Below are 11,917 nucleotides of genomic sequence, written 5' to 3'. Positions count from 1 at the left end.
TCACCTCCCAGTGTGCACCGGCACGGGCATGACGGGCAGCCCGGGTGATGGCCCCGCCAGCCGTCCGTAGGGCGACATGCATGCTCCGCCTTCGGTCTCCCAGGACTCCTCCCGGCTCCGGGACTCACGTGGGGCGCGTCCGATGGCGGCTTCGTTGGCCATCAGTACGCCGGCCGTGAGGATGCTTCCGGGGATCGCGGCGGCGGCCATCAGCCGGGCGGCTGCGGCGGGTTCGGTCTCGGGCGGGATCACCAGCAGGTCCCAGCGGCCGACGGTGAAGGAGAGCAGGATCAGCTTGTCCGGGTGCTGCTCGGTGAACCATCCGACGTGCAGGGTGTGGCCGTCGACGGTCACGGTGTCCGGGATGACCGGCCAGCGGGTGGGGTTCACGGTGACGCGGGTGATGCGTCCCCAGGCCGCGTCGAGACCGGCCACCAGGAGCGGAAGCTCGACGGTGAGGTCGCGGGAGTAGGGCCACCAGGCTCCGTCCAGCTGGCCCGCGAGTGCGGTCTTCGGCGTGAGCGACAAACGCGCCGACGGCTTGGGGGCGAGGTCGTGCGGCGTGGTCAGATCGAGGAGCGTGGTCATGGCGCGAAACCTGCCCCCGGGCCGCCCGTCGGCGGCCCGGTGTTCGGCAATCGCCGGGAACGGCACCTGCGTGAGAGCCGGTGTGCGAAATGCTCCCGGTCCTTTGACCCTACTCCTGTGCGAGGCTCCCGGGCGGTTTCGTGACCAGGCACTTCACGGGTTTACATGCCGGTCGGCGGGCACCGGCCGCACAGGGCGGCGAGCCGGGTCGCGGATCGCCGCGAGACGAGGTCAGCTCCCGTCCGGGAGCGGGCTGTGGCCGTATCGCTGGGGGGATCAGGCGGGCGTCGGCAGCCGGGGAGAGGTCCACGACCAGGCGCTCGCCCGCCCCGGAGGCGGTCTTGGCCTCGGGAGTGGGGCAGCCGAGGTCACGCAGCTCGCCGTCCGCCTCGCCGCCGGAATCACGATGATCACGACCCCGCCCGAGCGTCGGATCGGAGCGCTCCGCTCCGATAGACTCGCCGCATCACTCGGGCGATCACGCCGCTCCGTGCGGCTGCTCCGCCATGCCCTCGACAAGAAACGGAGGTGTCGTCAGTGGGCGACACCAGAATTGCGCACCACACCAAGGCAGCCTCACGGCCGAGCGCGGTGCTGGCCGCACTGCTCGCCACGGTGGGCGCCTACGGGTTGATGCAGACCTTGGTCATCCCCGCGATGTCCGTGCTCGCGGAACGCCTGCACGCCGACACCGCCACGGCCGGATGGCTGGTCACCGCCTTCCTCCTCGGCGGGGCCGTACTCACCCCGGTACTGAGCCTGCTCGGCGACAAGTACGGCCACCGACGGCTGCTCCTCCTCGTCATGCTCGTGTTCCTCGCGAGCACCCTGGCGGCCGCCGCCTCCCCCACCATCGGCTTCCTCATCGCGATGCGCGCCGTACAGGGAGCCTCCATGGCCTCGCTCCCGCTGGCCCTGGCCCTGGTCCGCGAAGCGATGCCCAGGGAGCGGATGGCCTCGAGCTTCGGTCTCACCGCCGCCATGCTCGGCGGCGGCGCGGGCGTCGGGCTGGTCGTGGGCGCCCTGATCATCCAGCACACCTCCTGGCGCTGGATGTTCGGTGCCGAAGCCGTGTTCATCGCGGTGGCGACCCTCATGGTCCTTCTCTGGGTGCCGGAAAGCCCCGAGCGCCACAGCAAGCGCATCGACGTGCCCGGTGCCCTGCTCCTGGCCGGAGGGCTCGTCGCCCTGCTGCTGGCGATCACCGAAGGCACGAAGTGGGGCTGGCTCTCCGCCGGAGTGCTCTCGCTGTTCGCGGTCGCCGCGGTGGTCTTCGCCGTGCTCGGCGTGGTGTCGTCCCGCCGGTCCGACCCGATCCTCGACCTCCGGCACGTCACCCACCTGCCGATGCTCGTCACGAACCTCGCGGCGCTGCTGGTCGGTATGGTGCCGTTCTTCTTCTACGTCCTGGTCCCGCAACTGCTGCAGTTGCCCAGCGGCCTCCCGCCCGCGCTGCGCCCCGTGGCCTCCTACGGCGCCGGGCTGACCATCGTGCAGTCCGGACTGCTGATGCTCCCGGGTTCGCTCCTCGTCGTCGTGGGCGGGCGCACAGCGCACTGGCTGCGCGGGCGCCTCGGACCTCGTGCGCCTCTGTTCGCCTGCATGACGCTGATGACGAGCGGAGCCGTGCTCACCGCCCTCCTCCACAGCTCTCCGGCACAGGTCTCGCTCTGGTTCTCCCTGGTCGGCCTCGGTGCGGGCTACGGGTACGCGGCGCTCGCCGACCTGGTCGCGGCGCTCGTACCGCGCCGCGAGATCGCCGCGGGCAACGGGCTGAACACCGTCATCCGGACGGTCGGCAGCGCCGTGGGCAGCCAGCTCGCCGTCGGCTTCCTGCAGAGCTTCACCGTGCACGGCACGCACGTTCCCGCCGAGAAGGCGTTCACGGTGGGCTTCTGGGTCGCCGCCGTGCTCGGAGTCCTCGGTATCCTGCTGGTCGGCGCCCTGCGCATCCGCCCGCACCACCCGGCCCCCGCGCCCGAGGCCGTCGTGGTGGCACGGGACCAGGTCGCCGCCCACCCGCACTGAGCGGTCGACCCCCACCCCGCGGCGGGTCGGCGTCGGCCGCCGCATCGAAGGAGTCCCAGCATGCGCGCCGCCCGCACCGGACCGCCCAGCGGACGCCAGAAGGAAGCCGACCGCAATGACGAGCGGATTCTGCGCGCGGCGCGCGAGGTCTTCGCCGAGCACGGCTGGAACGCTCCCGTCTCGGACATCGCCCGCCGCGCCGGTGTGGGCATGGGCAGCCTCTACCGGCGCTACCCGGCCAAGGAGGATCTCGCCCAGGCGCTGCGCGTGCAGGGCATGAACGAGCTGGTTTCCCTGGCCCGCGGCGCCATGACCGACCACGGCGACCCCTGGACCGCGCTGGCGGCCTTCCTGCGCACAGCTCTGTCCTCTCCCGACGCCGTCTCCCTCCTCCCCCTCATCGGGGGCCGCCTTCCGGCCACCGACGAGATCGACGCCGCCTCAAACCGCCTCAAGGCGGCACTCGACGACCTGGTCGACGCCGCCCACCGGTCCGGCGCACTGCGCGAGGACGTCAGCTCCGCAGACCTCCCCCTGCTGCTCAGCCACCTCAGTCCCCGCTTGCCCACGACCGGCGAGCGCGCGCTCGGACTCCACCTGCGCTACCTCGACCTCGTCCTGAGCGGCCTTCAGAACCCTTCGGCGCCGGACAGGCAGCCCGTCAGCCCGCCCGACTGGACGGAGCTGAACGACCTCTGGAACACCCCCTGAACGCGGGCCCGCCCGCCTCGTCCCGACCCGTGCGGTCGGCGCCGGAGCCGGCGCGTTGCTGGTCGGCGCCCGTCAAGGCGTCCAACGGCTTCTCCCCGTGGATTGACTTCGGCGACGGCGGCGCCATCGCCGACGACGACCCCGTCGAACAGGCGAAGACCGCGAAGTCCAACGCGCTGCTCACGAACGCGGTCGTCTTCCACAACGCCGCCCTCGACATCGCCGAGATCGTCCGCGTAGGTAGGAAAATGGCCACGCCATCGACCCCGAGGACCTGGCCCCCGTCTCGCCGTACCTGACCGAGCGCATCCGCCGCTTCGGCGAGTACTCCCCCCACCGACTCCACATGGAGCCCGCGGCGTACGACCAGCACCTTGAGGTCGATTCAGCCCGCTCCGCGGCGAGAGGCCGCCCGCCTCGGACGGCCATGGGCGGGCGGCGTGACGCGCACGTCGCGCCGCCGCTGGGGCAGATGGGACTCCAGCGCGCTTGTGGGCGCAACGGGCGCCCCGAGGTGCGCTCAGCAGTCGAACACCAACCAGCAGATGTCGTTCCGCGACCGCTGGTCGTCCAGCACGAGCTCGCGTATCGCCTCCGGGAGCTGGTCGCGCTGCCACTGGCACTCGAGTCGCCCTGCGGCCTCGCCCTCGCCCTCGCCCTCACCTTCCGGCGCGGCAGCACGTGCGGCCTTGATCGCATAGGCGGCAGCACCGAGTTCGTGCGCGGCGACGTGCGCGACAGCCCCGGCCTGGCCGGCAGCGTACGCGGCATGGCGTGCTGCCCCACGCAGGTCTCTGGCCGCACCCATCGCATGGCCGCCCGCCGCGCGCGCCTGGGTCATCTTGACCTCGCCACGCACCCAGGCGCGGGCATGCTCGATCGCCTGACGCGGCCGCGGGTCTTCAGGCCGAGCCGACTCGAAGAGGGGAAGGACGTGTTCCGCACACGATGCCGCCCACAGAGCGAGGAGGTGGTGATCCGCATCAGTGAGGGTCCCACCGCGACGGATCGTCACGAAACGAGGGTCCCGGACCTTCGAGAGGATCATGGTTGGCTCCTTTGCTTGCGTCCGCCCAACACCCAAGGGCGCGTACGCGCGCCAGGCACGCCCACAAGTAAAGCCTGGTTCCGAGGGGTCGGGCGGGCCTGGTTCTCAAGCTGAAGCCGGACGTCGCCACACCCTTCGAGACCCGAAGGTCCGACCTGTGCTTCATATTCCTCTGCACGGAAGCCGGCTTGAACACTTCCACGCCCGCATTGCTCTGACGGCCGCTCATACCCCAGGCCCCGGGCCGCTCGGCGAAAATACACGAACCCGTCAGACGCCCACGGCCTCCTCCATCTCCTCCTCTTCCTCTTCCTCCCGCTTCTGCGACGTCTCCCCCTTCGCGGCCTCCTCCGAGACCCCCTCCCGGCGGAACCCCGCCGACGCCGAGGCACTTTGCGCGGCTGCCGCCGGAGCCGCCGTCGCCGCCCGGCGTCGTTCGACGAGTCCGGCCGCAGCCGTGAGCAGCAGCCCGAGGACCAGCCAGGAAGCGAGGGTCACCACGTGGTGGGAGAGGCCGTCGCGGCCGAAGTACACGAGGCTGCGCAGGCCCTCGATGTATCCGGCACCGTTCCAGAACGCGTGCAGCGAGCCGAAGAAGCCGTTCTGCAACTCGGGGCGGAACAGTCCGCCGGAACTGGTGAAGTTGAGCATCACGAAGAGCACCATCATGGCCAGCGTCGTCCAGCGCTTCAGGAAGGTGTGCAGGCCGACCCCGATGAAGAGGATGCCGGCGGAGTAGAGCCAGCTCAGGCCCCAGACTCCGGCCAGCCCGCGATGGACGAGGTGGAAGACGGGCCCGGCGAGCAGGGCTCCGATCGCGCTGACCACGCCCGAGACGCCGACGACGAGCAGGGCCCGGCCGCGCATGCGCAGGGCGGCGCCCGCCCCGCCGAGCACGGCCACCGAGGCGTACGAGCCGATGCTGACGGCGACAAGCAGGAAGAACAGCCCCTAGCCGGTCGGGTCGTCGTCCACGGTGCCGACGACGTCGGTGACCTTGAGCGGGGCGCCCTGGAGGGCGGCGACGGGGGTGAAGACCTTCTCGACGACGGTGGCACCGGTCTCGGAGGCGGCCGTGGCGACGAGCAGCTCGGGCGCCGTGTCGCTGAGGACGTAGGCGCCCGTGATGCGGCGGTCCTTGAGCGCGTCGACGGCGTCGGCGCGGTGGGCGAGGGTACGCACGTCCAGGGCGTCGCCCGCATGGTCCTTGACCGTCTGGGCGAACACCATGGCCCGGGGTCCCTCGCCGACGACGGCGACCGGCAGGTGGTGGGGCTCCGGCTGGACGAACGCACCCATGTACGCGAGCCCCATGCCGAGGCACATCAGCAGCGGCGTCAGCAGATGGGTGAGCACGTGGCGCATCGCGGGGTTGCGCGGCCCGGCGGCGGCGCTGCGGGTGGCTGCGGCCAGCTGCCCCCGGGGTACGGGGTCCCCTGCGTGGTGGTGTGCGGATGTGCGACCGGACATGCGACAGGACCTCCGGTGTCGGCTCGGGCTGCGGGACGGTTCTCGCCGGCACATAGTTGGTATATACAACTTCATCTTCAGTTGTACCATACAACTAACTGGCGAAAGGAGTCACCGTGGCCACGGACACGACCGGCCCGCGCCGTCCGGACGGCGCGGGCGGGGAAGCGGCCGTCGAGACGATCCAGCGCGAGATGACCTCGTTCGCCCGGCGGGCCAGGTCCGCGGCCGCGCGGATGCATCCGGAGCTCTCCCTGGTGTCCTTCACCCTGCTCAGCCACCTGGAGGAGCGGCGCGGCTGCCGCGCCTGCGACCTCGCCGCCCACTACGCGCTCGACAAGTCGACGGTCAGCCGTCAGGTCGCGGCGCTGGAGCGGGCGCGGCTGGTGACACGGGGGGCCGACCCCGAGGACCACCGGGTGCAGGTGCTGGAGCTCACCGCGGCGGGTGCCGCGATCCTGGCCCAGGTGACGCGGAACCGGCGCGCGATGTTCCACGAGCGACTCGCGGACTGGCACCCCGACGACCTGGATCGCTTCGCCGCCTACCTATTGCGCTACAACGGACACCCGCAGGACGGCGACGTACACGGCCGGCCGGAATGAGATCCGCCGCCCGGCCGGGCGGACCGGGCCAGGCACATGTCCCGGCCGATGGCGGGCAGGCGGGCGGGACACAGGCACGACGATCACCACGTCCTGTCGACAGCACGACCGACAGGACGACAGGACCGACCAGACACGCACACAAAGGGGACACATGTCCGATCAAGAGCTGAAGGCCTCGCTGGCCGCCCTGCGCGGCCACACCCGCGACACGTCGCTCTCGCCCGAGGACCGCGCACACCTGGAGGCGCTCACCGGCCGGCTGGAGGCCCAGGCCCGACGCGAGGACGCCGACCGCGACGGCCACGCGATCGAAGGGCTGAACCTGGCCGTGGCCCGCTTCGAGCTGAGCCACCCCCGCATCGGGGCGACCCTCAACTCCATCGCGCAGAGCCTGGCCTCGCTCGGCATCTAGGGCCGCGACCGGAAAGGTGCACCGGGTCAAACCTTCCCGGTCACGGCCCTAGGCCGCCCCGTTCGCCGACAGCGGCGCGCGCCGGCCCCGGCGGGCTCGCGCGCGCACGTTCCCCGCGAGAGCCAGCGGCGGCTCCCGCTTCGTCGGGGAATGCAGCCGCCTTATTGGTTGCTATATACATCGATCTACGCGGGCACCGTCCAGCCCCGCGCTGCACGACCTCTAGGAGAAAAGCATGTCGGACCGCACCTCGGAGAAGCCCGCTGACGTCGTCGCACGCCTGCGTGCCACGTTCGCCACCGGCCACACGAAGCCCCTGGCCTGGCGCACCGCCCAGCTGAAGGCCCTGCGGACGCTGCTGACCGAGCGCGGTGACGATCTGGCCGCCGCGCTCCACGCCGACCTCGGCAAGAGCCGCAAGGAGGCGTACCGCACTGAGATCGACTTCACCGTGCGGGAGATCGACCACACACTGGAGCACCTGGCCGAGTGGCTGCGTCCGCAGCCCGCACCCGTACCGGAGCGGCTGAGCCCCGCGGTCGCCCACACCGTGCTGGACCCGCTCGGCGTGGTGCTCGTCATCGCCCCCTGGAACTACCCCGTCCAGCTGCTGCTCGCCCCGGTCGTCGGCGCGCTCGCCGCCGGCAACTGTGTCGTCGCCAAGCCCAGCGAACTGGCCCCGGCCACCTCCCGCACCGTCGCCGACCTCCTGCCCCGCTACCTCGACACCGACGCGTTGGCCGTGGTGGAAGGCGCCGTCCCGGAGACCACCGAGCTCCTCGCGCAGCGGTTCGACCACATCTTCTACACCGGCAACGGCCAGGTCGGCCGCATCGTCATGCGTGCCGCCGCCGAGAACCTCACACCGGTGACGCTCGAACTCGGCGGCAAGTCGCCCGCGTTCGTCGACCGCGGCACGGACCTGGACGTCGTGGCCGCCCGGCTGGCGTCCACCAAGTTCATGAACGCCGGCCAGACATGTGTCGCCCCCGACTACGTGCTGACCGATCCGGAGACCGCCCGGAAGCTGGAGCGGGCACTCGCCGACACCCTGCGCGGGCTGTACGGCGACGACCCCGCGGCTTCCCCGGACTACGGCCGGATCGTCAACGAGCGCCACTTCGACCGGCTGACGGGCCTGCTCGACTCCGGCCGCACCGTCGTCGGCGGCGACCACGACCGGTCGGAGCGCTACATCGCCCCGACCGTCCTCGCCGAGGTGGCACCCGACTCCCCCGTCATGCGGGAGGAGATCTTCGGCCCGATCCTGCCTGTGGTCGAGGTCGCCGGGCTCGACGAGGCCATCGCCTTCATCCGCGACCGCGACAAGCCCCTGGCCCTGTACGCCTTCACGGAATCCGCCACCACGCGCGACCGCCTGACCTCCGAGACCTCCTCGGGCGGCCTGGCCTTCGGCCTGCCCGTGGCCCACCTCACCGTCTCCGACCTGCCCTTCGGCGGAGTGGGCGAGAGCGGCATGGGCAGCTACCACGGCCGCTACTCCCTGGAGACCTTCAGCCACCGCAAGGCCGTACTGGACAAGCCCCTCGGCTGACCGGCCCTCCTACGGACCCGCGCCGGGCCGGCCGGCCCGTGCCAGCCGGCCCACCAGCCTTCGGGTTCCGCCGCTCCTGCGGGTCGGTCCGGAAAGTCGGCGGGGGCCGGATGGACGGGCCGGGACAGGGCCTGCGACCGGGCGTGCTCCGGTGAGCCGACGGCGGGGCTGCGACGCTCCGCTCCAGCGGGACGGCGTCGCGTTGCACCCCACGATGGCGACCGATGGGCTCGCTGTCCCGACGGCCGGCACGCAACCTTCGCGGCGGTCCCGACGGCCGGCACGCAACCTTCGCGGGCGGGGAGTGCGCCATCGCCTCGGTGGGTGCGGTGGATCGACAGCCCTGCGACCGTCAGTGAGAGCCGCCGCTCCATCGATCCCGGTGCGGCCAGCCGGAGGGCTGCTGCCACTGGCGGATCATCGGCCGATGTCGCGAGGTTGGGGACGCACGGTCCCTTGAGTCAGCCGAGGAGGTCGACGCGGTCGATCAGGCCGCCGCGGACCCGGTAGGAGACCAGCAGGCGGACGGGCTCGTCCGCGACGCCGTGAGCGATCTCGTGGTCTACGACCCAATCGCCCTCCGTGAGTCGGCCGACGATCTCGGCCCGGCAGCAGCCCTTGGCGAACATGTCGGCGTACGCTTCCCGCACGGCGTCGCGCCCGAGCAGGGGGTCGCCGCTGCTGCGGTTGACGCAGACGTCGGGGGCGTACGTCGCCGCGAAGGCTTCGAGGTCATGGCTGTTGTAGGCGGCGAGCTGGCGTTCGACGATGATCTCTGGCGTGGTCACCAGTTGATCATGCAGAGAACCCCCTCGCCCGTCCAGGGACAACCGGGACGACCTGCCGATCGGCAAACGGAGTGGCACATCAATTCGAACACCTGATTGAATATGTGGGTGACGCCCTTCCGCTTTCCCGACGACCTGATCAGCCTCAAGCGCCGGCAGGTCCGCGCTTACCACCAGCTCGCCCTGCGCCCCGCCGTCGGGGCGGCCGAGCTGCGACGGGAACTGATCCGGCTGTCGTGCCTGATCAGCTCCCACCCGTACTGGGCAGAGCGCGGCTGGAGCTCGGCGGGCCGCATCGAGCTGTTCCGCGCGGCCGAGAGCGGGCCGGACGGGGTGCGGGGGCTGGTCGTGCGCTGGAATGGTGAGGAGTTCATCGTCGCCGAGCAGGAGGCACGGCCCGCGTGAGCGAGCAGGAGAGCTGGCGGGCCGTACTGGCGCGGGGACCGGGCCGGCGCCGGCGCCCGCGGGCCGGCCGCCCGCGCGGGGACGCGGCCGCCGGTCTTTACAGCCTTGGGGGCGTCGTCGGGTTTACGGTGGGAGGGCCCCGTCCTAGGTGAACGGCAGATGAGGTGCCCACTGTGTCGACATCGAGCCATGAGGTCTCCGGTGCCCCGTGCTGGGTGAGTCTGCTGGCCCGGGACATGCCGTCCGCGCAGAGGTTCTACGGTGCCGTGCTCGGCTGGGAATTCCGTAGCACCCGCCTCGGTGACGGCTTCGTGGTCGCCCTTCGCGACGGGGCTCCTGTTGCGGGGATCGGCGCTCTGGCGGGCAGCCTGGGGATGCCGGTGGCGTGGACTCCCTACTTCGCCGTCGACGACGCCGACGTCACGGCGTCCCGGATCCGCGAGCGCGGGGCCACGATGGCGGTGGGCCCCCTGGCCTTCGGCACGGGCCGGGCCGGAATGGCCGCCGATCCCGCCGGGGCGGTTTTCGGGTTCTGGCAGGGCGCGGTCATTCCCGACTGGAGCGTCGGGCAGAGGAGTGCCCCGGCATGGCTGGAGCTGCGTACGCGTGACGCGTTCGCCGCGGCCATCTTCTACGGCGAAGTCCTCGAGTGGGCCGGCGAGCGGGAGGGCTGCTGCACCGTCGCCTACGAACACGACCACGTCGTCCTGCGTCATGGCCACGACACCGTTGCCCGCATCAGCGGCGGAGCCCTCGAGGGGGATCCTGACCCGGAGATCCGGCCCCGCTGGCAGGTCCACTTCCGCGTACCCGACCTGGAGGCGGCCGTCGAGAGCGCGATCGGCTTGGGCGGCAGGACTGTCACTCCTGTCGAAACGACCACTTCGAGCCGATGGGTGGTCCTCGCCGACCCCGAAGGGGCACACTTCACGGCCGTCGCGCCGCAGGGCACTCCGGCCTGAGCCCGGATGACCACGCGGCCGAGAGGACAAGCGCCCAGAAATGCGGTCCGCAAGCCGCCCCGCCACCTGCCGCCCTACCGGGGAGACCCTCCGGGCGCATGCCGGTCGGCCCGGGCCGCACACGTGCGCCGTGCAGGCAGCCGTGCCGACACGGGGATCCTCTGCGCTCTCCATCCGCCCTTGCCTCGATATGCCGCCCGGCGCTTCCCTCCCGGAGGTGAGAGTCCCGGAAATCCGGGTAGGCGCGCGGCATGATCGCTTCAGTTCCGCTCGCAGCCGCAGGCTCCTCGTCCCTCTTCCTGATCGCGGTCGGCGTCATCGTGGCCGCGCTCTTGATCGCGGCGTTCTGGTACGGCAGCCGACGCGCCGCAGCCCGCAAGGATCCCGGCGCGCAGCCCCTGGACCAGAGCCCTCCCGCCCGAGCACGACAGGACTCCTGGCGAACCCCCGACGACACCAACCCCGACCCCGAGCGGCGCCCCTGACCGCCCACCGCCTCTCGCGGGAGTGTCGTGAGCCGGCTGCCGGCGTGGAGCCCGGCCGCCGCGCCACCGGGTGGGCGAGGAACGTGCGGCAGCGGTCGGCGCGGACGCTGCCTCGGCCGGGCGCGGCGGCTCCGGGACGGGCCCGGGTCAGGCCGTTTGGCCGCCTCGGGCGAGCGGCCGCCCCACGGAGCGGGGCTCGTCCGAGGCGATGTCTTCGCGGAGCACGCTGTAGCGCACGACGTCCCTCCACCGCCCGTTCCGGAACACGGTGCTGCGCAGCACGCCCTCGCGGGTGAAGCCCGACTTCTCCAGTGCTCGTTGCTCGGCGATGTTCTCCGTCTCGGTGTCCGCCTCGAGCCTGATCACCGGTGTGTGCGCGAACAGGTACCGGGACAGCAGCCGCTGGGCTTGTGTGCCCACTCCGCGACCCCGGCCTTCCGGCAGGAGCTGGGCTCCGATGTTCCAGCAGTACGAGCTCCGTGAGGTCATGACCTTCCGCCATGCCACGAAGCCGAGCCGGTCGGCGCCGGTCACCACCATGAGCTGGCCGCCCTCGTCGTTCAGCAGACCGTCCTGCAACCAGCGCCGCCGCCAGCGCCCCGGATCGGACCAGCCCATCCATTGGAACGGCCCGGTCGCCTCCGGATCGGTCAGGAACCGCTCGAGCACCGGAAGGTCGTCCTCGGTCACTGCGCGGAGTATCACGGGATCGTCGCTCATCCTCGTCACCCTAGTGCTGTGACCGCATACGTTCACCGTGTCTGACGGTCCGGCGGCCACAACGCACTCAGGCGAGGAGGTGTGTGGCGATCTTCTGGGCGTGCTGTTTGGCTTCTTGGTGGGCGCGGGTGCGGGAA

At 71.6% G+C, this 11,917-nt stretch carries 13 protein-coding genes and 1 pseudogene; 9 read left to right on the top strand and 5 right to left on the bottom strand.

Annotated features, from left to right (window positions below; all coding sequences use genetic code 11):
* Positions 1-588 carry a DUF5994 family protein gene (locus QMF80_RS16150; protein ID WP_283453786.1) on the bottom strand — a complete coding sequence of 196 codons (588 nt, stop codon included), beginning with the start codon at positions 586-588 and terminating at the stop codon, positions 1-3.
* A 537-nt stretch (positions 589-1,125) separates the two neighbouring features.
* On the opposite strand from QMF80_RS16150, the gene QMF80_RS16145 reads away from it, so the two are divergent.
* Genes QMF80_RS16145 through QMF80_RS16135 form a run of 3 tightly spaced genes read left to right on the top strand, consistent with a single transcriptional unit; the run spans position 1,126 to position 3,626 of the window.
* The gene (locus tag QMF80_RS16145; RefSeq protein ID WP_283453784.1) at positions 1,126-2,616 is read left to right on the top strand and encodes an MFS transporter; all 1,491 of its coding nucleotides are present in this window, start codon (positions 1,126-1,128) and stop codon (positions 2,614-2,616) included.
* A gap of 60 nt (positions 2,617-2,676) precedes the next feature.
* The gene (locus tag QMF80_RS16140; protein WP_283453783.1) at positions 2,677-3,327 is read left to right on the top strand and encodes a TetR/AcrR family transcriptional regulator; all 651 of its coding nucleotides are present in this window, start codon (positions 2,677-2,679) and stop codon (positions 3,325-3,327) included.
* A gap of 29 nt (positions 3,328-3,356) precedes the next feature.
* Positions 3,357-3,626 carry a Tn3 family transposase gene (locus tag QMF80_RS16135; RefSeq protein WP_283453781.1) on the top strand — a complete coding sequence of 90 codons (270 nt, stop codon included), beginning with the start codon at positions 3,357-3,359 and terminating at the stop codon, positions 3,624-3,626.
* A gap of 221 nt (positions 3,627-3,847) precedes the next feature.
* On the opposite strand, the gene QMF80_RS16130 is transcribed toward QMF80_RS16135, so the two are convergent.
* Both QMF80_RS16130 and QMF80_RS16125 read right to left on the bottom strand, forming a co-directional pair.
* Positions 3,848-4,375 (bottom strand): putative immunity protein, encoded by a 528-nt coding sequence (locus QMF80_RS16130; protein ID WP_283453778.1) that lies wholly within the window; start codon positions 4,373-4,375, stop codon positions 3,848-3,850.
* Positions 4,376-4,645: 270 nt separating this feature from the next.
* A pseudogene (locus QMF80_RS16125) lies at positions 4,646-5,740 on the bottom strand (ABC-2 transporter permease).
* Between the two features lie 299 nt (positions 5,741-6,039).
* On the opposite strand from QMF80_RS16125, the gene QMF80_RS16120 reads away from it, so the two are divergent.
* From QMF80_RS16120 to QMF80_RS16110, 3 genes are all read left to right on the top strand, one after another.
* The gene (locus QMF80_RS16120; RefSeq protein ID WP_283453987.1) at positions 6,040-6,450 is read left to right on the top strand and encodes a MarR family winged helix-turn-helix transcriptional regulator; all 411 of its coding nucleotides are present in this window, start codon (positions 6,040-6,042) and stop codon (positions 6,448-6,450) included.
* A 154-nt stretch (positions 6,451-6,604) separates the two neighbouring features.
* Positions 6,605-6,865: a DUF4404 family protein gene (locus QMF80_RS16115; RefSeq protein ID WP_283453776.1), complete on the top strand. Its 261-nt coding sequence runs from the start codon at positions 6,605-6,607 to the stop codon at positions 6,863-6,865.
* Positions 6,866-7,100: 235 nt separating this feature from the next.
* A complete protein-coding gene (locus QMF80_RS16110; RefSeq protein ID WP_283453774.1) occupies positions 7,101-8,420 on the top strand; it encodes an aldehyde dehydrogenase family protein in 1,320 nt (439 codons plus the stop codon).
* Positions 8,421-8,881: 461 nt separating this feature from the next.
* Here QMF80_RS16110 and QMF80_RS16105 read toward each other — a convergent pair whose 3' ends face one another.
* Positions 8,882-9,208 (bottom strand): nuclear transport factor 2 family protein, encoded by a 327-nt coding sequence (locus QMF80_RS16105; RefSeq protein WP_283453772.1) that lies wholly within the window; start codon positions 9,206-9,208, stop codon positions 8,882-8,884.
* Positions 9,209-9,316: 108 nt separating this feature from the next.
* Between QMF80_RS16105 and QMF80_RS16100 the strand changes: the two genes are divergently transcribed.
* The 3 genes from QMF80_RS16100 (at position 9,317) to QMF80_RS16090 (ending at position 11,060) form a co-directional block, all read left to right on the top strand.
* The gene (locus QMF80_RS16100; protein WP_283453770.1) at positions 9,317-9,613 is read left to right on the top strand and encodes a DUF8825 domain-containing protein; all 297 of its coding nucleotides are present in this window, start codon (positions 9,317-9,319) and stop codon (positions 9,611-9,613) included.
* A gap of 173 nt (positions 9,614-9,786) precedes the next feature.
* Positions 9,787-10,575 carry a VOC family protein gene (locus QMF80_RS16095; RefSeq protein WP_283453768.1) on the top strand — a complete coding sequence of 263 codons (789 nt, stop codon included), beginning with the start codon at positions 9,787-9,789 and terminating at the stop codon, positions 10,573-10,575.
* 251 nt (positions 10,576-10,826) lie between these two features.
* Positions 10,827-11,060 (top strand): DUF6479 family protein, encoded by a 234-nt coding sequence (locus QMF80_RS16090; RefSeq protein WP_283453767.1) that lies wholly within the window; start codon positions 10,827-10,829, stop codon positions 11,058-11,060.
* Positions 11,061-11,207: 147 nt separating this feature from the next.
* On the opposite strand, the gene QMF80_RS16085 is transcribed toward QMF80_RS16090, so the two are convergent.
* The gene (locus QMF80_RS16085; RefSeq protein ID WP_283453765.1) at positions 11,208-11,780 is read right to left on the bottom strand and encodes a GNAT family N-acetyltransferase; all 573 of its coding nucleotides are present in this window, start codon (positions 11,778-11,780) and stop codon (positions 11,208-11,210) included.
* Positions 11,781-11,917: the final 137 nt, after the last annotated feature.

It is taken from the genome of Streptomyces sp. G-G2 (assembly GCF_030063135.1).
GTDB lineage: Bacteria > Actinomycetota > Actinomycetes > Streptomycetales > Streptomycetaceae > Streptomyces.
This window is presented reverse-complemented; position numbering and strand designations above follow the sequence as displayed.

Bases quoted from the DNA above. Each gene is read 5' to 3' on its own strand.
- QMF80_RS16150 (WP_283453786.1), bottom strand. From the start codon at position 588: ATGACCACGCTCCTCGATCTGACCACGCCGCACGACCTCGCCCCCAAG.
- QMF80_RS16140 (WP_283453783.1), top strand. From the start codon at position 2,677: ATGCGCGCCGCCCGCACCGGACCGCCCAGCGGACGCCAGAAGGAAGCC.
- QMF80_RS16130 (WP_283453778.1), bottom strand. From the start codon at position 4,375: ATGATCCTCTCGAAGGTCCGGGACCCTCGTTTCGTGACGATCCGTCGC.
- QMF80_RS16120 (WP_283453987.1), top strand. From the start codon at position 6,040: ATGACCTCGTTCGCCCGGCGGGCCAGGTCCGCGGCCGCGCGGATGCAT.
- QMF80_RS16115 (WP_283453776.1), top strand. From the start codon at position 6,605: ATGTCCGATCAAGAGCTGAAGGCCTCGCTGGCCGCCCTGCGCGGCCAC.
- QMF80_RS16110 (WP_283453774.1), top strand. From the start codon at position 7,101: ATGTCGGACCGCACCTCGGAGAAGCCCGCTGACGTCGTCGCACGCCTG.
- QMF80_RS16090 (WP_283453767.1), top strand. From the start codon at position 10,827: ATGATCGCTTCAGTTCCGCTCGCAGCCGCAGGCTCCTCGTCCCTCTTC.
- QMF80_RS16085 (WP_283453765.1), bottom strand. From the start codon at position 11,780: ATGAGCGACGATCCCGTGATACTCCGCGCAGTGACCGAGGACGACCTT.